Source organism: Streptomyces sp. NBC_00234 (assembly GCF_036195325.1).
GTDB lineage: Bacteria > Actinomycetota > Actinomycetes > Streptomycetales > Streptomycetaceae > Streptomyces.
Genome location: NZ_CP108101.1, coordinates 6,412,410 through 6,432,016, shown reverse-complemented (window position 1 = coordinate 6,432,016; position 19,607 = coordinate 6,412,410). Strand labels below are relative to the sequence as shown.

Annotated in this window: 13 protein-coding genes; 6 read left to right on the top strand and 7 right to left on the bottom strand. The window is 71.9% G+C overall.

The window, feature by feature from the left end; translation table 11 throughout:
* Positions 1 to 59 precede the first annotated feature (59 nt).
* On the top strand, positions 60 to 926 hold the full coding sequence (locus OG230_RS28260; protein ID WP_328906545.1) for a phosphotransferase enzyme family protein: 867 nt from the start codon (positions 60 to 62) through the stop codon (positions 924 to 926).
* An 18-nt stretch (positions 927 to 944) separates the two neighbouring features.
* On the opposite strand, the gene OG230_RS28255 is transcribed toward OG230_RS28260, so the two are convergent.
* The 4 genes from OG230_RS28255 to OG230_RS28240 form a co-directional block, all read right to left on the bottom strand.
* Entirely contained in the window at positions 945 to 2,207 is a 1,263-nt protein-coding gene (locus OG230_RS28255; protein WP_328906544.1) for an arginine deiminase, read from the bottom strand.
* Positions 2,208 to 2,312: 105 nt separating this feature from the next.
* Positions 2,313 to 3,767: a basic amino acid/polyamine antiporter gene (locus OG230_RS28250; protein WP_328906543.1), complete on the bottom strand. Its 1,455-nt coding sequence runs from the start codon at positions 3,765 to 3,767 to the stop codon at positions 2,313 to 2,315.
* Positions 3,768 to 3,983: 216 nt separating this feature from the next.
* Positions 3,984 to 4,712 (bottom strand): 3'-5' exonuclease, encoded by a 729-nt coding sequence (locus OG230_RS28245; protein WP_328906542.1) that lies wholly within the window; start codon positions 4,710 to 4,712, stop codon positions 3,984 to 3,986.
* Positions 4,713 to 4,817: 105 nt separating this feature from the next.
* Positions 4,818 to 6,050, bottom strand: a complete 1,233-nt coding sequence (locus OG230_RS28240) for an SAV2148 family HEPN domain-containing protein (protein WP_328906541.1) — start codon at positions 6,048 to 6,050, stop codon at positions 4,818 to 4,820.
* Between the two features lie 348 nt (positions 6,051 to 6,398).
* Between OG230_RS28240 and glgX the strand changes: the two genes are divergently transcribed.
* The gene (gene glgX, locus OG230_RS28235) at positions 6,399 to 8,570 is read left to right on the top strand and encodes a glycogen debranching protein GlgX (protein ID WP_328906540.1); all 2,172 of its coding nucleotides are present in this window, start codon (positions 6,399 to 6,401) and stop codon (positions 8,568 to 8,570) included.
* A 100-nt stretch (positions 8,571 to 8,670) separates the two neighbouring features.
* Positions 8,671 to 11,079 carry a malto-oligosyltrehalose synthase gene (gene treY / locus OG230_RS28230; RefSeq protein ID WP_328906539.1) on the top strand — a complete coding sequence of 803 codons (2,409 nt, stop codon included), beginning with the start codon at positions 8,671 to 8,673 and terminating at the stop codon, positions 11,077 to 11,079.
* Here the strand turns inward: treY and OG230_RS28225 are convergent.
* From OG230_RS28225 to OG230_RS28215, 3 genes are all read right to left on the bottom strand, one after another.
* Complete coding sequence (locus tag OG230_RS28225) at positions 11,039 to 12,100, bottom strand: cytochrome P450 (protein WP_328906538.1); 1,062 nt, start codon at positions 12,098 to 12,100, stop codon at positions 11,039 to 11,041. The genes treY and OG230_RS28225 overlap by 41 nt on opposite strands.
* A gap of 148 nt (positions 12,101 to 12,248) precedes the next feature.
* Positions 12,249 to 14,498 carry an MMPL family transporter gene (locus OG230_RS28220; protein ID WP_328906537.1) on the bottom strand — a complete coding sequence of 750 codons (2,250 nt, stop codon included), beginning with the start codon at positions 14,496 to 14,498 and terminating at the stop codon, positions 12,249 to 12,251.
* Positions 14,499 to 14,652: 154 nt separating this feature from the next.
* Complete coding sequence (locus OG230_RS28215) at positions 14,653 to 15,219, bottom strand: DUF1707 and FHA domain-containing protein (RefSeq protein ID WP_328906536.1); 567 nt, start codon at positions 15,217 to 15,219, stop codon at positions 14,653 to 14,655.
* 147 nt (positions 15,220 to 15,366) lie between these two features.
* Here OG230_RS28215 and OG230_RS28210 point away from each other — a divergent pair, with 147 nt between their 5' ends.
* From OG230_RS28210 to treZ, 3 genes are all read left to right on the top strand, one after another.
* Entirely contained in the window at positions 15,367 to 16,320 is a 954-nt protein-coding gene (locus OG230_RS28210) for a GNAT family N-acetyltransferase (RefSeq protein WP_328906535.1), read from the top strand.
* Positions 16,321 to 16,569: 249 nt separating this feature from the next.
* Positions 16,570 to 17,481: a GNAT family N-acetyltransferase gene (locus tag OG230_RS28205; protein WP_328906534.1), complete on the top strand. Its 912-nt coding sequence runs from the start codon at positions 16,570 to 16,572 to the stop codon at positions 17,479 to 17,481.
* Positions 17,482 to 17,797: 316 nt separating this feature from the next.
* A complete protein-coding gene (treZ, locus tag OG230_RS28200) occupies positions 17,798 to 19,558 on the top strand; it encodes a malto-oligosyltrehalose trehalohydrolase (RefSeq protein ID WP_328906533.1) in 1,761 nt (586 codons plus the stop codon).
* Positions 19,559 to 19,607 lie beyond the last annotated feature (49 nt).

Genomic DNA, 19,607 nt, shown 5'->3' with positions numbered 1-19,607 from the left:
TCGTGCTGACGGGCCGTCCGTTCGTCAAGGTGGCCTGCGGGGATGCGAAAATCGGGACCATGAACGAGATGCGTGCGCGCGAGGTACTGAGCGCGGCCGGACTGCACGGCGACGCGGAACTGATCGCGCTGGGCGAGAACGCCGTGTTCGCCGTCGGCGACCTGGTGGTCAAGGTCGGCCGGGACGCCGCCCGCCACCCGGAGCTGCGGGAACGGGCCGAACGCGAACTGGCCGTCGCCCAGTGGTTCGCCGCCTCCGGCGTCCCCGCCGTACGCGCCGCCGAGCCCGGGGTACGGCTCGTCGACGGTCACCCGGTGACGCTGTGGCACCGGCTCCCGCCCGCCGTACGGCCCGCCGAGCCGCGGGATCTGGCTCCGTTGCTGACCCGTGTGCACGCGCTGGGCGCGCCCGAGGGTTTCACGCTGCCGCGACGCGAGCTGCTCGGCGGTGTCGAGCGCTGGCTGACGCTGGCGGGCGACGCGATCGACCCGGAGGACGCCCGCTTCCTGCGCGAGCGCCGCGACGACTTCGCGGCGACGGCCGCCGCCCTCACCCCGCATCTGCCGCCGGGCCCGATCCACGGCGACGCGCTCCCCCGCAATGTCCACATCGGCCCGGACGGACCGGTCCTGGTCGACCTGGAGACGGTCTCGTCGGATCTCCGGGAACACGACCTGGTGGTCCTGGCCCTCTCGCGCGACCGGTACGGCCTGCCCGCCCCGGCGTACGACGCGTTCACCGCGGCGTACGGCTGGGACGTCCGGGAGTGGGACGGCTGCGCGGTCCTGCGCGGCGCCCGGGAGACGGCGAGTTGCGCCTGGGTCGCGCAGCACGCCCCGGCCAACGAGAAGGCGCTCGTGGAGTTCCGCCGGCGTGTGGCGTCGCTCCGCGAGGGCGACCCCGAGGTGCGCTGGTACCCGTTCTGAGGACCTGGGCGACAGGTCCTAGAAGATCACCGCGTCGCGGACCAGCGGGCAGGTCATGCAGTGCCCGCCGCCGCGACCGCGGCCCAGTTCGGCGCCGACGATGGTGATGACCTCCACACCGGCCTTGCGCAGGAGGGTGTTGGTCTGGGTGTTGCGGTCGTACGTGAAGACCACGCCGGGCTCCAGCGCGACGGCGTTGTTGCCGCTGTCCCACTGCTGGCGCTCGGAGGCGTACACGTCGCCGCCCGTCTCGATGATCCGGAGCTCCGGCAGTCCGAGCGCCTTGGCGACCACGTCGACGAAGGCCCGTGACCCCTCGTCGGTGATCTCGATACCGGGGGCCTTGTCGCCCGGACGCAGCGAGAAGGTGTGGACGGCGTCCATGATCGCCGGGTAGAGCGTGACGATGTCGCGGTCGGCGAAGGTGAACACGGTGTCGAGATGCATCGCGGACCGCAGCTTCGGCATGCCCGCGACGATGACGTGCTCGGCCGCCCCGTTCGCGAACAGCGACCGGGCGACCTGGGTGATGGCCTGTCGCGAGGTGCGTTCGCTCATGCCCATGAGGACGACGCCGTTGCCCACCGGCATGATGTCGCCGCCCTCGAAGGTGGCCTGGCCCCAGTCCCGCTCCGGATCGCCCCACCACACGGTGGCGTCCATGAAGTCGGGGTGGAAGAGGTAGACCGCCTTCATCAGGAGTGTCTCGTCGCGCCGGGCGGGCCAGTACAGCGGGTTGAGGGTCACACCGCCGTACAGCCAGCAGGTCGTGTCCCGGGTGTAGAGCGTGTTCGGCAGCGGCGGCATGAGGTATTCGCGGACTCCGGTGGACTCCCGGGCGAGCGCCACGTATCCGGAGCGGAACTCGTCCGGCAGGTCGGCGGTGGCGAGGCCGCCGATCAGATGCTCGGCCAGCTGGCGCGGGGTGAGAGTCTCCAGGAAGGCGCGGGTGTCGTCGAGGAGTCCGATGCCGACCTCGTTGGCGGTGATCTTGCGGTCGAGGAGCCAGTTCCGCGCCTCGGGGATCGCCATGGTCCGGGCGAGGAGGTCGTGCAGCTCGACGACCTCGACGCCCCTGTGCCGGAGCTTGTTCACGAAGTCCGCGTGGTCGCGCTGGGCGTTCTCGACCCACATGACGTCGTCGAAGAGCAGATCGTCGGCGTTGGTGGGGGTGAGACGGCGGTGGGCCATCCCGGGCTCGCAGACAAGGACCTTGCGGAGCCGGCCGACCTCCGAGTGGACGCCGTACGGTGTGGTGGCGGTGGTGTCGAGGCTTGTCACGGTGTGCCTTTCCGGAGTGGACTCGGGTGGTGGCGCGGCCGGCGGCCGGTCAGTAGGTCCAGCCCGCCGGTCGGTCGATCGGTCGGTCGGTCGGTCGGTCGGTCGTCAGAGGCTGATCCAGCCGACGGCGAGCGCCGCGACGCCCAGGACCGCGCCGGCGACCGACACGGCGAGGATGACCAGCTCGCCCGGGGAGAACAGCTGCTTGCCCTGCTCCCGCCTGGCCATGACGAAGAGAATCGTCGCCGGGGCGTAGACGATGAAGGACACGAGGACGAACTTCAGGCCGGCCGCGTACAGCAGGAACGCGGTGTAGAGCGTCGCGACGACGCTCACGGTGAGGTCGCGCCTGCGGCCGTCGGCCGCGTCGCCCTCCTCCGGCCTCAGCATGATCTTGAGCGAGTAGCCCGCGGCGAGCAGGAACGGGATCAGCGTCAGGGCGCTGGTCAGATCGAGCGCGAAGTTGAACGCGTCGTCGGAGAACAGCGTGATGACCAGCACGACCTGTGTCAGCACCGTCGTCATCAGGAGCGCGGGCACGGGAACGTCGGCGGCGGTGGAGCGGCGCAGGAACCGGGGCATGTCGTCGTCCTTGGCCGCGACGAACAGCACCTCCGCGGCCATCAGCGTCCAGGCGAGGTACGCCCCGAGGACGGAGACGATCAGGCCGACGCTGACGAAGACACTGCCCCAGGTGCCGACCGCGAATTCCAGGACGGCGGCCATGGACGGCTGCCGCAGCTCGGCCATCTCACCCATCGGCATGACCCCGTACGAGACGATCGTGACCGAGGCGAAGACGGAGAAGACGCTGAGGAAGCCCAGGATCGTCGCCTTCCCGACGTCCTCCCGGCGTTTGGCGTGGCGCGAGTAGACGCTGGCGCCCTCGACACCGAGGAAGACGAACACCGTGGCCAGCATCGTGCCGCGCACCTGGTCGAACAGGGAGCCGGCGTAGTCCGCGCCGGCCCAGTTGTCGGCGAAGACGTCGGCGTCGAAGGAGAAGAGCGCGAGGAGGACGAAGACCAGAATCGGGACGATCTTGGCGACCGTCACGATCCGGTTGATCGCCGCGGCCTCCTTGATGCCCCGGCGGATGAGGAGGTAGAAGCACCAGAGCCCCACCGAGGACAGCGCCGCCGCGAGCACGGTGTCGCCGTCGCCGAGCGCGGGCCAGATCGCCCCGACCGTCGACATGATGAGGACCCAGTAGGTCACGTTGCCGACGCAGGCGCTCGCCCAGTACCCGAACGCGGCGAAGAAGCCGAGGTACTCACCGAATCCGGCCTTGGCGTAGGCGTACACACCGGCGTCGAGCCGGGGCCGGCGGATCGCGAGCGCCTGGAAGACGAAGGCGAGCATCAGCATGCCGGTGCCCGCGATGGCCCAGGCGATGAGGGCGCCCGCGACACCGGTCTCCTGCGCGAAGCGGCGCGGCAGCGAGAACACTCCGGCGCCGACCATCGAGCCGACCACCATCATGGTCAGGGTCAGCAGCGTCAGCTTGGCCGCGGTCGGGACTCCCGGGGCCGCGTCGGTCCCGGTGTCGGCGTGGCTCATGTCTTCCCTCGTCGTGCGGCGTGGTCCAGGAACTGGGAAGGACGGCCGACAGACAGGGGGAGGGTGCCACGGGTCCCGTCAGGAGGCGGCCGGAATCTGCCGCATCGCCCATCCAACGGGAGTGAATCTACGCCGCGAGGCGGCATTTGCCCCTTTTGGGGTCTTTGACGGTGTGTATGTGGCCCGGATACGAGGCCGTTCCGGGCGGACCGACGCTCAGCCCGCCACCGGCGCCGGCTCGCGCAGGGGCCAGCGGCCGTCGATCACCGCGTCGGCCGTGCCCTTGCGGCGCAGGAACTGCTGGAAGCCGGCCGCCCACTCCGCGTACCAGCCGATCTGACGCTCGTGAAGTTCGGCGGGGGTCAGCGCGGCGACCGAGCCGTGCCGCCCGGCTATCGCGTACGCCACGCGCACCGCGGCGAGCGCGTCCGCGCCCGCGTCGTGGGCGCCCCCGTGCACCACCCCGTACTCGACACAGACCGCCTCCAGCGTGCGCTTCCCCTTGCGGTAGCGGTCGACGGCACGGTCGATGGTGTACGGGTCGACGACCGGGCCGATCCCGGCCCCGCCGAGCCGGTCGCTCAGCGACGGCAGCCCGTGGCGCCGCAACTCGGCCGTCAGCAGGGTCAGATCGAACGCGGCGTTGTACGCGACGACCGGCACGCCCCGGCGCCAGTAGTCCACGAGGGTCTCGGCGATCTCGTCCGCCACCTCGCGCACCGGCCGGCCCTCCGCCGCCGCCCGCTCGCTGCTGATGCCGTGGATCGCCGAAGCCTGCGCGGGGATCAGGACGCCCGGGTCGGCCAGCCAGGTGCGCTGGCGCAGCGGCTCGCCGTCGCGGCCGTCCGCCTCGACGACCGCCGCGGTCACGATCCGCGCCTCCAGCGGCTCCGTACCCGTCGTCTCCAGGTCGAAGCCGACCAGTGGCTCCCTGTGCCAGCCCATCCCGTACCTCCTACGTGGTGCTCTCCCCCGAATGACGACCACCATCGCACGCACCACTGACAACGCTTCGGGGCGGTGGCCCCGAAGGCCGCGGAACGGAACGGCTCAGGACACCGGCCGGGAGTCCGTCCAGACCGACTCGAACTCCTCGCGGTAGATCTCGAAGAGCCCGTGCTCGCTGTCCTGGCCCGCCCGGACCACCGCGCGGCCTCCGCCCCGCAGCACGAGCACGGGCGCCTCCATGCCACGCGCGCGCCGCAGATACGGCTGGACGACCCCGACCGCGTCGGGACCGTCGCCGTCCACGAGATACGCGGTGAAGCGCGGGGTCTCGTCGAAGACCTGGATCTGGAAGGCCCCCGGATCGCGGAGCTTGGAGCGGACCCGGCGCATGTGGAGGATGTTCATCTCCACCGCCCGGCTCAGCTCGCCCTTCTTGAGCCCCAGTTCCCGCTCCCGGCGCTTGACCGCACTGCTCGCCGGGTTGATGAAGAGCAGCCGGACCCGGCAGCCCGATTCGGCGAGCCTGACCAGCCGGCGGCCGGAGAAGTTCTGTACGAGCAGGTTGAGCCCTATGCCGATCGCGTCGAGGCGCCGCGCGCCGCCGAACAGGTCCTCGGCGGGCAGCTGGCGCTGGAGCCGTACCCGGTCGGGGTGGACGGAGACCACGTCGGCGTACCGGTCGCCGACCAGCTCCTCGACGGCGTCCACCGGCAGCCGGTCGGCGGACGGGACCGCCGCCCCGCTGCCGAGGATCTCCAGAAGGCGTGCGGAGGCCCGTTCGGCCTGGGCGAGGACCGCCTCGTTCAGCGCGCGGTTGCGGGAGACCACGTTGCGCGCCACCTCCAGCTCGTCGAGCGCCAGCTCCACGTCGCGGCGGTCGTCGAAGTAGGGCTCGAAGCAGGGCCAGTGCTGGACCATCAGTTCCCGCAGCTGCGGGAGCGTCAGGAAGCTGAGGACGTTGTCGTCGGCCGGGTCGAGCAGATAGCCCTTGCGGCGCGAGACCTCGCGGACCGCGACGGCGCGCTGCACCCACTCCTGCCCGGCCGGCCCCGCGGCGGCCACCACCCAGTCCTCGCCGTGCACGGGCTCGTAGATGGGCCGGAGCACCGCGGCGACCACGGCGCGCAGCCTCTGTTCGACCAGATTCAGCCAGATGTAGGCCCGGCCGGCCCGCTGGGCGCGCGTACGCACCTCGCTCCAGGCATCCGCTCCCCAGTCCAGCTCCGCGCCTATCTCCATGGGCTGTGCAAGGGATACCGCCCCCGGCGGGGCATCGGTCGATTCCCCCTCGTGACCTGGGTCACCTGGGGGCAGCTCGAAACCTCCCGAGCTCACCCGCGTACCGCCTTCCACTCCCCCACCAACGATCAAGGAAGGGTACTCCGCGAGGGTGAGCCGGTGCAGCCCGATGGGCAGGCTGCTTTCCCAACTGCTATGTGAATCAAGCCTGTTCCCTTCGGCGAGATCGGGTGGAGTGAGCCGATTCATAGTGATTAGGCACCCCGCCCCGGACCACCCGGCGCACGGTCCGGCGCACGGGGCGCACGGATTCCTGTCCGGAGCGGTACCGAAGAGTCCGATGTTGACAGCACCGGCCGACGTGCTAGGCGCACGCCCTACTTTCGGGGAGTATCGGGAGGAAGACCCCGCACCACCCGGATCAGAAGTGGAAGAGTCATATCTATGCAGGTCTGGCCGGGACAGGCGTATCCCCTCGGTGCCACGTACGACGGCGCCGGCACCAACTTCGCGGTCTTCTCGGAGGCCGCCAACCGAATCGAGTTGTGCCTCCTGCACGACGACGGTTCCGAAACGGCGGTGGAACTCCGCGAGACCGATGCCTTCGTCCGGCATGCCTACCTGCCCGGAGTGATGCCGGGTCAGCGGTACGGCTTCCGGGTGCACGGACCCTACGAGCCGCAGCGCGGACAGCGCTGCAATTCGGCGAAGCTGCTGCTCGACCCGTACGCGCGGGCGGTCTCCGGGAAGATCGAGTGGGGCGAGGCGGTGTACGGCTATCCGTTCGGCCGGCCCGACGCCCGCAACGACCTGGACTCCGCTCCGCACACCATGAGCTCGGTCGTGGTCAACCCGTACTTCGACTGGGGCGACGACCGGCCGCCCCGTACGGACTACCACCGCACCGTGATCTACGAGGCCCATGTGAAGGGCCTGACGATGCTGCACCCGGGGCTGCCGGAAGAACTGCGCGGTACGTACGCGGGGCTGGCCCACCCGGAGGTGATCGCCCATCTGACGGAGCTGGGTGTGACGGCGATCGAGCTGATGCCGGTGCACCAGTTCGTCCAGGACCATCGTCTGGCGGACGCGGGCCTCGCGAACTACTGGGGCTACAACACCATCGGTTTCTTCGCCCCGCACAACGCGTACGCCTCCTGGGGCGACCGCGGCGAACAGGTACTGGAGTTCAAGCAGGCCGTCCGGGCCCTGCACAAGGCGGGCATCGAGGTGATCCTCGACGTGGTCTACAACCACACCGCCGAGGGCAACCACCTCGGACCGACGCTCTCCTTCCGGGGCCTGGACAACGCCTCGTACTACCGGCTGGCCGACGACCAGCGGTACTACATGGACACCACCGGTACCGGGAACTCCCTGCTCATGCGGTCGCCGCACGTCCTGCAGCTGATCATGGACTCGCTGCGGTACTGGGTGACCGAGATGCACGTCGACGGGTTCCGCTTCGATCTCGCGGCGACGCTGGCACGCCAGTTCCACGAGGTGGACCGGCTGTCGTCGTTCTTCGACCTGGTGCAGCAGGACCCCGTGGTCAGCCAGGTGAAGCTGATCGCCGAGCCCTGGGACGTCGGCGAGGGCGGTTACCAGGTCGGGAACTTCCCGCCGCTGTGGACCGAGTGGAACGGCAAGTACCGCGACACGGTGAGGGACCTGTGGCGGGGCGAACCCCGGACGCTGGCCGAGTTCGCCGGGCGGCTGACGGGCTCGTCCGACCTGTACCAGGACGACGGACGGCGCCCGCTCGCCTCGATCAACTTCACCACCTGCCACGACGGCTTCACCCTGCACGACCTGGTCTCGTACAACGACAAGCGCAACGAGGCCAACGGCGAGGGAAACCGGGACGGCGAGAGCCACAACCGGTCCTGGAACTGCGGGGCCGAGGGCGACACCGAGGACAAGGAGGTACTGGAGCTGCGCAACCGCCAGATGCGCAACTTCATCGCCACGCTGATGCTGTCCCAGGGTGTACCGATGCTGAGCCACGGGGACGAGTTCGCCCGTACGCAGCACGGCAACAACAACGCCTACTGCCAGGACAACGAACTGGCGTGGGTCCACTGGCCCGATCCCGCAGCCGCCCGCGCGGCGGAGGACGAGGAGGACGAGGACGAGGCCGGTAACGGCCCGGGCGCGGACACCGGTCTGCTGGAGTTCACCCGGGCCATGGTGTGGCTGCGCCGCGACCACCCGGTCTTCAGGCGCCGCCGGTTCTTCCACGGGAGGCCGGTGGAGGGTACGCACGACGAGCTCTCCGACATCGCGTGGTTCACACCGGAGGGCAAGGAGATGGCCCAGCGGGACTGGCAGGCCGCGCATGCCAAGGCCCTGACGGTCTTCCTGAACGGGCACGCGATCTCGGAGCCGGGTCCGCGTGGCGAGCGGATCTCCGACGATTCGTTCCTGCTGATGTTCAACGCCAGCGCCGACACCCTCGAATTCGCCGTTCCGGTGAACCACGGTCGGCAGTGGCAGATCGTGGTCGACACGGCCCGCCCGGACGGGGTGCCGCCGGGCACCGGGCCGAAGGTCTCGGCGGGCGAGCGCGTCACGCTGATCGGGCGGAGTCTGACGGTGCTGAAGCGCCCGGCCTAGCGAAACGGGCCCCTCCGGCGGGTGAATCCGATGCCGCCGGAGGGGGTCCTTCCGTGAGGGCCGTGACACAGACGGCCCTCCGGTGGGTACTTACGTGTTCATGACGCCCACCGCCACGTACCGGCTCCAGCTCCAACCGGACTTCCCCTTCTCCGCTGCCGGTAAGGCAGTGCCGTATCTCGCCGCGCTCGGTGTCTCCCATCTGCATCTGTCGCCCGTCCTGGAGGCGGTACCCGGCTCACGGCACGGCTACGACGTCGTCGACCACAGCCGCGTACGCGCCGAGCTGGGCGGCGAGGCCGGGCTGCGGCAGCTGTCCGCCACCGCCCGGGAGTACGGCCTCGGACTGATCCTGGACATCGTGCCCAACCACATGGCCGCCGCGCCCCGCCACAACCGGCAGCTGTGGGAGGTGCTGCGCGAGGGACAGGCGTCCCCGTACGCGCGGTGGTTCGACATCGACTGGACGGCCGGCGACGGCAAGGTCCTGCTGCCCGTGCTCGCGGGGCCGCTCGGCGACGAGATCGGCACCTTCGCGACCGGCACCGCGGAGGGCTCCGGCGCGCCGGTGCTGCGCTACGGAACCCAGGAGTTCCCCCTGCGCGAGGGGACGGCCGGCCTGCCGCTGCCCGAGCTGCTGGACGCCCAGCACTACCGGCTCGCCTGGTGGCGCCTCGCCCGCACCGAGCTGAACTACCGGCGGTTCTTCACCATCTCCGAACTGATCGGGGTGCGCGTGGAACACCCCGAGGTCTTCGACGCCACCCACGGCAAGATCCTCGAACTCCTGCGCGACGGCGTCGTCGACGGGCTGCGGATCGACCACCCGGACGGGCTGGCGGAACCCGCCGCCTACCTGGAGCGGCTGAGCGCGGCGACCGGCGGCGCGTGGACGGTGGTGGAGAAGATCCTCACCGGCTCCGAAGCACTGCCCGCGGGCTGGGCGGTCGCCGGTACGACGGGGTACGACGCGCTCCACCGGATCGACGGCCTCTTCACCGATCCGACGGGCGCGGCGGACCTGCTCGGCAGGTACCGGGACTTCGCCGGACCGCCCGGCGACCGCGGGGGCTACTGGACGGCGACGGTGCGCCGGGCCGCGTACCGCGTGGTGAACCACGAACTGGCTGCCGAGACGCGGTGGCTGACCCGGCTCGCCACCGAGGTCTGCGCCCAGGACCCCGCCCTGCGCGACCACGCCCCCTGGGCGCTGCGCGCTGCCGTCACCGAACTGCTCGTCCGGATTCCGGTCTACCGGCCGTACGTCACCGCGGGCGGCCCGGTCACGGAGCTCGCGGAGTCGGCGCTTCCGGCCGAGGCGGTACGGGACGCGAAGGCGGTGTTCTCCGTGCCCGAGGAGGCGACGGCCGTCGACGTGGTGCGGGAGCTGGCGCTCGGACGGCTCGGCGAGGGCGACGCGCAGACGGCGTTCTGCGCCCGGTTCGCACAGACGGCGTCCGCGCTGCACGCCAAGTCGGTCGAGGACACCGCCTTCTACCGCTACGTACCGCTGATCTCGGCGACCGAGGTGGGCGGCGATCCCGGCCTTCCCGCGGTCGCTCCGGAGGAGTTCCACGCGTTCTGCACCCGCATCGCCCGTGACTGGCCCGCCACGGGCACGGTGCTGACCACGCACGACACCAAGCGGAGCGCGGACGTGCGGGCCCGGATCGCGGTGCTCTCGGAGTGCCCCGAGCAGTGGTCGTCCCTGGTGGCGCAGCTGACCCGGGCCACCTCGGCGGCTGCCCCCGATCCGCAGCTCGCCTGGCAGGCGTGGCAGTCCGCGTACGGCTGCGCGGGTCTGCCGCCCGGAGAGCTGGCCGCGCGGCTGGAACCCGCGCTGCTCAAGGCCGTACGGGAGGCCGGTCTGTTCACCAGCTGGACCGAACCCGATCCGGCGTACGAGCGGGCGGTGACGGACTTCGTCGCCGCCGGGCCCGGCAGCGGAGCGGGGCCCTCACACGCGCTGCTGACGCGGTTCGCGGCCACGCTCGGTCCCCAGGTGCGGGCCAATGTGCTGGGCGCGGCCCTGGTGCAGCTGACGATGCCGGGCGTGCCGGATCTGTACCAGGGCACGGAGCGGGAGTACGTCGCCCTGGTCGACCCGGACAACCGCAGGCCGTTCCGGGAGCCCGACCGCGAGGCGGACGAGAAGACGGCGGTCACGGTCGCGGCGCTCGGCCTGCGGCGTGAGCGGCCGGAGCTGTTCGGGGAGTCGGGGACGTACACCCCGCTGGCGGCGCGCGGCCCGGCGGCGGCCCACTGCCTGGCCTTCGCCCGGTCGGGCGAGGCGGTCACCGCGGTGACCCGGCTGTCCCTGCGCCTCGCGGAGGAGGGCGGCTGGCGCGGCACGGTGCTGGCCCTGCCGGACGAGGGGCCGTGGCACGATCTGCTGTCGCCCGGACGGGAGTTCGCGGGACCGGAGGTCGCGGTGGCCGAGCTGTTCGCCGAGCGGCCGGTGGCACTGCTCAGAAGGGCCGTACGAGAAGGGTCCGCGGACCTCGGGTGAGGAGCCCGGTGGCGGTGGGGCGGAACCCCTCCGCCCAGCGGATGCCGGGCATGGCGTCGAGCAGGGCGTGCAGCCCGTGTTCGGCTTCGAGCCGGCCGAGGAGTACGGCCGGGCAGTGGGCCGGGCCGGTGGTGAGCCGGCCCGGGTCGGGCCTGAAGGGGTCGAAGCGGTCGGGTGCCGCGAAGCGGTCCGGGTCACGGCCCGCCGCGCCGATCAGACAGGCGACGGGTGCCCCGGCCGGGAGGACGCCGCCGCTGACCGGGACGTCCGTCAGCGTGCGGCGCAGGACTATCTGTACGGGAGGGTCGCGGCGCAGGGTCTCCGTCCAGGCGCCCGCGATCAGGTCCGGGTCGGTGCCGAGGACCGCCAGGAGGCAGGGCTCGTCCACCACGTTGGCGAGGAACGAGGCGAGTGCGGTCTCACGGAGGGCGGTGTGCACGGTGCAGGTGGCCGCCGAGGCGTGGGCCGTCCGGACGGGAAGCGTCTCGCGGGACGGTCCGGCGGGCCCGTCGCAGGAGAGCCCGGCCACGGTGAGGGCGCCGGCGAACGGCAGCCAGTGGCAGAACTCCGCGACGAGATCGGCCTGTTGCCGGTCGGCTATCCGGCGCGCCAGGACGTAGGCGGTCCGCTCCACGGCGCTGCGGTGCGCCGGTTCCGCGGCGGGCCGGTGCCGGGCGCCGCGGGGCAGTGGTCCGCAGGCGAGGCTGCCGCCGCAGAGTCCGAGGGGCGCGGGGCCGCCGCGGGGCGCGCCCTCGTACGGGTATCCGGCGAACCGGGGATCGGTGAGTGCGGCGGCGACGTCGGCGTACCGGCTGAGCAGCCAGGCGCCGAGGCCCGCGTCGTACGTCAGCGGGTGGTCCTCGCGCAGCCGGCGGTAGAGGTGCAGCCGGTAAGGGTCCCGGTCCGCGCCGGGCATCAGGACGCTGGGTCCCGCCGCACCCGCCCGGGTGCGGGAGCCGGCCGCCGGCCGCAACCGGGAACTGTCGGTGCCGGGGGGCTCCGCGGGTGGGCCGATCTGCATCCGTACCCCCCGAGTGCGAGCGTCGCCGTCCGACGCGTGTGCCCCCAGCCGACCACTGCCGGGCCCCGGCCGCAGCGGGCGTGCGGCCGTTCGGGTGACGGCGGAAGCGGCTGCCGCACGGGCAGCCGCTTCCCCCCACCGCCCCGTGTCAGTCCTTCGGGGCGCCGCTTCCGTGGCCGGTGACGGCGTGGTCCCCGTGCCGGTGGCCGCCCGGCCGATCCCGGTGCGGGCCGTCGCTCACGTCCCTCGGCGCCGGACGGTCCGGCCACCAGCAGCGGTCACCGAGCAGGGCCAGGGCGGACGGCAGGATCAGTGCCCGCAGGACCACGGCGTCGAAGAGCACCGCCACGGTCAGCCCCACCGCGATCTGCTTCATCTCCACCCGGTCGATGAAGAGGAAGCTGGCGAAGACCGACACCATGATCACGGCCGCGCTGGTGACGACACCGGCCGAGCCGGCGATCCCCTCGACGACGGCCTGCCGGGTCGGCACTCCGCGCCGTACGGCTTCCCTGATCCGGCTCACCACGAAGATCTGGTAGTCGGTGGAGAGGCCGACCAGGATCGCGAACACCAGCAGCGGGGTGCGTGATCCGACGAAGCCCAGCGATTCGAAACCGAGCGGCCCGTCCGCCCAGGTTCCCTGGAAGACCAGGGTCAGCACACCCCAGGACACCATCACCGCCGCCAGGTTGAGGGCCACGCCGAGCAGCGCGAGGGCGGCGGACCTGAACGCGGCGAACATGATCCCGAGCGTCGTCAGCGAGACGAAGAGAATCACCCACGGCAGCCGGCCCCGCTGGTGTTCCGCGTAGTCCACACCGCCCGCGATCTCCCCGCTGACCACGGCCTCGGAGCCCGCGGTCCTCCCGACCGTCTCCGGGATCAGCTCGGTGCGCAGCAGCTCCAGGGAGCGGGTGGCCTCCTGCGAGTTCTGGGCGTACGGGACGGGCAGCCGCAGCAGGGCGGTGCGCCCGTCCTCGGACGTGGTCGGCCGCGGTTCGCGGTCATGGGCGAAGAGCGGTTCACCGGCCACCCGTTCGGCCAACTTCCGCAGCGCGGCAGCGGGTTCGGCGCCCCGTACGACGACGAGGTGCGCGGGCCCCTCGGACGGGAACGCCTCGACGAGCCTGCCGTAGGCGGCGACCGAGGGGACGCTGTCGGGGAAGGTCTCCTTGCCCTCGGTACCCATCTTCATGCCGAGCACGGGCAGGGCGAGCGCGGCCGTCAGCGCCGAACCGATCAGCAGGGTGGCCAGCGGCCGGCGCATCACGGGGCGCAGCATCGCCGCCCACGTCCGGCTGCCGCCCGCCGGGCGTCCCCGCCGGTCCGTGGCCGTGCCGCGCCGGGTCGCCCGGCTGTCGAGGCGGCGCCCCAGCTTGGTGAGCAGTGCGGGCAGCACGGTCAGCGACCCGGCGACCGCGACCAGCGTCACGAGGATCGCGCCGGAGGCGATGGACGAGAAGATCACGTCGTCCATCAGGTAGAGGCCGCCGAGCGCCAGCACGACCGCGATGCCGGAGTCGACCACCGCGCGCCCCGAGGTCGCCGCGGCTAGTTCGACCGCGGCGGCATGGCTGATGGTGCCCCCTGACCGCTCCCTCTCCTCGCGGGCCCGCTTCAGGTAGAAGAGGGAGTAGTCGACCCCGACGGCCATACCGATCATGAAGATCACGCTGAGGGCGGCGCCGCCCGCGTCGGGCGTGACCCAGGTCGCGAGTCCGTACAGACCGACCGCTCCGGCGAACGCGGAGAGCGCGAGCAGCACCGGGATTCCGGCGGCGAGCACGGCCCCGAACACCACGAAGAGGATCACGAACGTCACCGGAAGGCTGATCGCCTCGGTCCGCTGGAGGTCCTTCCCCTGCTTGTCGTTGACCCCGTTGGAGATGGAGGCGCTGCCCGTCTCCTCGATCCGCAGCCCCTCGTGCGCGCGCCGGGCCTCGGCCGTCTGCGCGAGCAGGGTGTCGACGTCCTCCTTCGCGGTCTCCTTGTCGCCCCGCAGGGTGACCGCGACCATGAGGGCCGAGCCGTCGCGGGCGGCGCGGGGAGCGGCGACCGAGACGACGGCGGGCAGCTCCCTCATCCGTACCGTGATGTCCTGCGCGGCGGAGCGGGCGTCGGCCGAACCGGCCGTGCCGCCGGCCGGGGCCGCGCCCTTCCCGGTGATGAGGATCTGCTCGACGGGTTCGGGGGTGAGCCCGCTCCCGGCGGCGAGCTGCTCCGCGCGTCCCGCCTCACCGACCCAGAAGTCCTCGAACGTGGCCTTGTTGGTGCCCACCGCCGTGCCCGCGCCGACGCACACGACGACGAAGACGAGCCACCCGACGACGGCTCGCCACGGATGGGTCGCACACCAGCGTGCGATGCGAACCGTGACCGGCTTTCTGCCCGTCATGCGGGCACCTCCCCTTGGACGCTGTATCTGTCGTCGATCAGCGTCCCGTCCGGGAAGTCGGTGGTCATTGGGGCTGCCCGCCCAGTGGCTCTATGGCTGTCCCCACCCACCCCCCGGGCGCTTTCCCCCGAGGGGGAGCCGGGCATGTCAGCGGTCAGGCAAGCGGCTTGCGCGCGGGTGCGGTGAGCCGGAAGCTCATGCGTCCGAAGCTCACCTGGTCCCCGTCGCACACCGGGACCGAGCCGGTGACCCGCTGGCCGTTGACGCAGGTGCCGTTCGTCGAGCCGAGGTCGCGCAGGATCCACCGGCTTCCGTGCGCGGTGAGTTCGGCGTGCATCCGGGAGACGGTCTCGTGGCTGAGCCGCAGTCCGTTCCCCGGGTCGCGGCCGATGAGCAGGGGGCGCGGGCCCGGTACGGGCAGCAGGAGCTTCGGCAGCCGCTCGGACTGCCAGGCCCTGCGCAGCCGTACGGAGAAGGCCGACACACCGCCGACGGCACGGAACAGGCCGCGCGACCAGCCCCCGCCGGTCTCCAGATCGCAGGTGAGTGCGTCCAGCTCCTCGGCCCGCCGGGCGGTGAGGGCCAGATCCATGCGTCGCATGAACGTGTCGTGCGAGAGCTTGCCCTGCGCCGCACCCTCTCTGAGCACACCGAGAACACGGTCGCGCTGGGCGTCGGAGAGCCGCGCGGGATACGTGTGGAACTCGAAGGAGGACGTCACATTCCTGATTGTCGGTCCGACCGGGCCGAGGTGTCCAGAAGAACTCTGCTTTCCGCCCTGCTGACCTGCGCGGTCCCCGGCTTGCTAGCGTCTGCGCCGCGGGCCGTGCGCGAGAACGCGGACGGCCCTCCCTCTCAAGGAGACTTTGTGCCCGTAGCACCACTGGAACTGACCATCCGTCCGCTCAGCGGCCCGGACGAGCTCGGTCTCTTCTGCCGTCTTTCCTACGTTCTCGACCACGAGCTGGCGGACGACCTCGCCACCGGCCGCCGCCGCCCCGAGTGGATGTGGGTCGCCCTGCGGGGCGAGCAGGTCGTGGCCCGGGTGGCCTGGTGGACGTCGAAGGACGGCGGCGCCCCTCTCGCGCTGGACTTCTTCGACCTGGACGACACCCTGCCCGCGCAGGAGCGCCAGGAGATCGGCGTGCGGCTGCTGGAGACGGCCATGGCCGCCGTCGTGCCCGCCGACGTCGAGCGGCCCGAGTACGGCCGGTTCATTCCGCCCGACTGGCGAGAGGACCCGGCGGCCCGCGAGGTCGTCGAGGCCCGGATACGCGTCATGGAGGAGACCGGCGCCCGGATGCTGGTCGAGCGGCTGCGCCTGGAGTGGCGCGAGGGTACGCCGGTTCCGGCCGACCCGGGCCGTCTGGTGTTCCGTCCGGTCACCGGGCGCGAGGACCTGGTCGCGCTGATGACCCCGGTGATGGAGGGCACCCTCGACGCCCACGGCCAGGCCGACCTGGCGACCGGCATCGGTGCCCGCGAGGCCGCCGAGAAGCACTACGACGAGGAGTTCGCGGGCTATTCGACGCCGCAGGAGTGGTGGCGGATCGCGGAGCTGCCCGACGGTGAGCCGGTCGGATTCGTGATTCCGGCGCGCAACAACTACCACCCGATCATCGCGTACATCGGCGTACTCCCCGCCCACCGCGGCAAGGGCTACATCGACGACATCCTCGCCGAGGGCACCCGGGTGCTCGTCGAACAGGGCGTGGACCGGATCAGGGCGGCGACCGACCTCGGCAACGTCCCGATGGCGAAGTCCTTCGAGCGCCTGGGGTACGTGAACTTCGAGCGCGCGTTCAACATGGTCTGGGGCTGACCGCCCCGGAGCCCGCCGACGGGCCGTTCACGGAACCTCGCGAAAACCCGTGGACGGCCCGGCCGGGCCACGTATACGGTGAGCCACGAAGTCGACGGCCCCGGTCGAGGAAGGAGGCGAGAAGAGTGCGTACCAGCACAAGCACCACCCCCCGTACCACTTCGATCCCGCGCTCCCGTCCCGCCCGCAGGGCGGTGTCGGACTCCGTCTGACGAGGAGCGCACACGCTTCGTCCCGGAGGACACTTCCATGACCGATCTGGTCATTCGCGCGCTCACCCAGAGCGACGCCCATCTCTTCGATTCCCTGCACGACGACGACCTCGTCGGCCGCGCCGCTTTCGGACACCGCTACGGCACGGTCCGCGACGGCGGGGAGTACCGGCCCGAGTGGACCTGGATCGCCCTGCGCGACGACACCGTCGTCGCCCGGGCCGCCTGGTGGTCGGGGCCCGACGACACCGAACCCGTCCTGCTCAACTGGTTCGACTTCGCCGAGGGCGAGGACGAGGCGGGCGCCGAACTGCTGCGCCGCTCCTCGCTGTACGCCGAGTACGAGCTGATCCTGCCCGCGAACTGGCGGGAGGTCCCCGAGGTCCGCGCGGCGGCAGAGGCCCGCATCGCCGCCGCCACGGCGGCGGGCATGAAGCCGCTCGTCGAGCGGTACCGCTACCTGTGGACGCCGGACTGCGGCCTTCCCGAGCGTCCCGGCCGTCTGACGTTCCGCCCGGAGCCGGACGACGCGGTGATCCTCGACGTCCTGCGCCGGGTCCACTCCGCCACGCTGGACGCGCACGCCCGGCGGGCCATCGAGGGCCCCGGGGGCCTGGAGGCGGCGGCCCAGGAGGAGCTGGACTTCTTCAACTGGTGTCCCTCGCCGCGTTCCTGGTGGCAGCTGGCGTACACGCCGGACGGTGAGCTGGCCGGGCTCCATGTACCCGCCCACAACCCCTCGGGTCCGTGCATCGGCTTCATCGGCGTCGTACCGGAGGCACGCGGGCACGGCTACGGCTACGACCTGCTCGTGGAGTGCACGCACTTCCTGGTCGCCGAGGGCGCCGAGTTCATCACGGGCGCGACCGACCAGGGGAACGTGCCGATGGCCGCCGCGTTCGCGCGGGCCGGCCATCCCGTGACGCAGGAGCGCATCCACCTGGTCTAGGGAGTGTCGCAACGTGTCGTCGTCCACCAGAAGGCCGGCCGGACGAGACGTTGCGGACACGACCTCGGCCCTGTCGTTCGGATCGGGCCGGGCGTCTCGTCCGGCCCGGGTCCCCGACGACCGGGCGCCGAAGCCGGCGCGGTGTCACCGCGCCGGCCCCGGTCCGGGTACCAGCCGCACGAGGGACCTTCCACCGCCGCCCGGCCTTGCTACGTATGAGCGAAGGCCGTCAGGGCAATGATCTGGGGCAGACCCTGATCGCCAGAACGGGCGGGCCCTTCGCCGGGGCATCCGGTTCACGGACGAGGAGTGGCGCATGCAGTTCGAGGTGTGGGCACCCGACGCGGAGACGGTCGGGCTCCGGACGGCCGACGGTACGCAGTCGATGGAACGCGACGCGACGCGGCCCGGCTGGTGGACCGCCCTGGCGGAGGCCGCCGACGGGGACCGCTACGGCTTCTCGGTGGACGGCGGGCCCGTGCACCCCGATCCGCGCTCGCGCCGCCAGCCGGACGGCCCCGACGGCGAGAGCGCCGTGTTCGACCAGAACGCGTACGTCTGGCGCAACGAGTGGCCGGGGCGCGGACTGCCCGGCGCCGTCCTGTACGAGCTGCACATCGGTACGTACACCCCGGCGGGCACCTTCGACGCCGCCGCCGAACGGCTCGGCCACCTCGCCGAGCTGGGCATCACCCATGTCTCGCTCATGCCCGTCTGCCCCTTCCCCGGTACCAACGGCTGGGGGTACGAGGGGGTGTCGCTGTGGGCCGTGCACGAGCCGTACGGCGGCCCGGCCGGGCTGAAACGCTTCGTCGACGCGGCACACGGCCTGGGCCTCGGCGTCCTCCTGGACGTGGTGCACAACCACCTGGGCCCGTCCGGCAACTACCTCCCCGCGTTCGGCCCCTACTTCACCGACACCCACCACACTCCGTGGGGCTCCGCCGTCAACCTGGACGCACCGGGATCGGACGAGGTGCGGGCGTATCTGCTGGGCAGCGCGCTCGCCTGGCTGCGCGACTACCGTCTCGACGGGCTGCGGCTCGACGCGGTGCACGCCCTCGCCGACAGCCGGGCGCTCACGTTCCTGGAGGAACTCTCCACGGCCGTCGACACCCTCGCGGCGGACACCGGCAGGCCGCTCTCGCTCATCGCGGAGTCCGATCTCTGCGACCCGCGCACGACGGCGCCGCGCGAGAGCGGGGGCCTCGGGCTGCACGCCCAGTGGAACGACGACTTCCATCACTCCCTGCACACCGCGCTCACCGACGAGTCCCAGGGCTACTACGCCGACTTCGCCGCCGCCCCCCTCGCGGCCCTTTCCAAGACCGTGACCAGCGCCTTCTTCCACAACGGTACGTACTCCAGCTTCCGTGGCCGCACGCACGGCCGCCCGGTCGACATCACCCGGACCGCCGCCCACCGCTTCGTCGGCTACGCGCAGACCCACGACCAGATCGGCAACCGGGCCCTCGGCGACCGGCTCGCCGCCTCCCTCTCCCCCGGCCTCCAGGCGTGCACGGCCGCCCTGGTCCTCACGGGCCCGTTCACCCCGATGCTCTTCATGGGCGAGGAGTGGGGCGCCCGCACCCCGTGGCAGTTCTTCACCGACCACACCGATCCGCAACTGGCGGAGGCCGTGCGCAACGGCAGGCGGCGCGAGTTCGGGGCGCACGGCTGGGCGGAAGAGGAGATTCCCGATCCGCAGGACCCGGCGACCCGGGACCGATCCTGCCTGGACTGGAGCGAACCGGAACGCGAGCCGCACACCCGCATGCTCGCCTGGTACCGCGAACTGATCGCGCTGCGCCGCGTGATGCCCGACCTGCGCGACCCGGACCTGGCGACGGTGAAGACCGCGTTCGACGAGTCCGCCCGCTGGCTCGCGTACCGCAGGGGGGATCTGCGGGTCGCGGTCAACCTCTCCGGGAAACCGGCCACCATCCCGCTGGGCGGCGGCCGGCACCGCAGCGGCGGCGGCCGGGTGCTGGCGGCCTGGGAACCGGTCGAGGCACCGGGCGCGGACGGGCTGCTGCATCTGCCGCCGGAGTCGTGCGTGGTGCTCGCCGACGACTGACGTGTGCGGGGCCGTTGGCGCCGCCCCGCAGCTCGCTGCCTGCTGACCG

What these genes read in the sequence shown, in the direction of transcription:
- OG230_RS28250 (WP_328906543.1), bottom strand. Translation starts at nt 3,767, where the DNA reads ATGAGCCACGCCGACACCGGGACCGACGCGGCCCCGGGAGTCCCGACC.
- glgX (WP_328906540.1), top strand. Translation starts at nt 6,399, where the DNA reads ATGCAGGTCTGGCCGGGACAGGCGTATCCCCTCGGTGCCACGTACGAC.
- treY (WP_328906539.1), top strand. Translation starts at nt 8,671, where the DNA reads ATGACGCCCACCGCCACGTACCGGCTCCAGCTCCAACCGGACTTCCCC.
- OG230_RS28225 (WP_328906538.1), bottom strand. Translation starts at nt 12,100, where the DNA reads ATGCAGATCGGCCCACCCGCGGAGCCCCCCGGCACCGACAGTTCCCGG.
- OG230_RS28245 (WP_328906542.1), bottom strand. Translation starts at nt 4,712, where the DNA reads ATGGGCTGGCACAGGGAGCCACTGGTCGGCTTCGACCTGGAGACGACG.
- OG230_RS28260 (WP_328906545.1), top strand. Translation starts at nt 60, where the DNA reads ATGAACGAGATGCGTGCGCGCGAGGTACTGAGCGCGGCCGGACTGCAC.
- treZ (WP_328906533.1), top strand. Translation starts at nt 17,798, where the DNA reads ATGCAGTTCGAGGTGTGGGCACCCGACGCGGAGACGGTCGGGCTCCGG.
- OG230_RS28205 (WP_328906534.1), top strand. Translation starts at nt 16,570, where the DNA reads ATGACCGATCTGGTCATTCGCGCGCTCACCCAGAGCGACGCCCATCTC.
- OG230_RS28220 (WP_328906537.1), bottom strand. Translation starts at nt 14,498, where the DNA reads ATGACGGGCAGAAAGCCGGTCACGGTTCGCATCGCACGCTGGTGTGCG.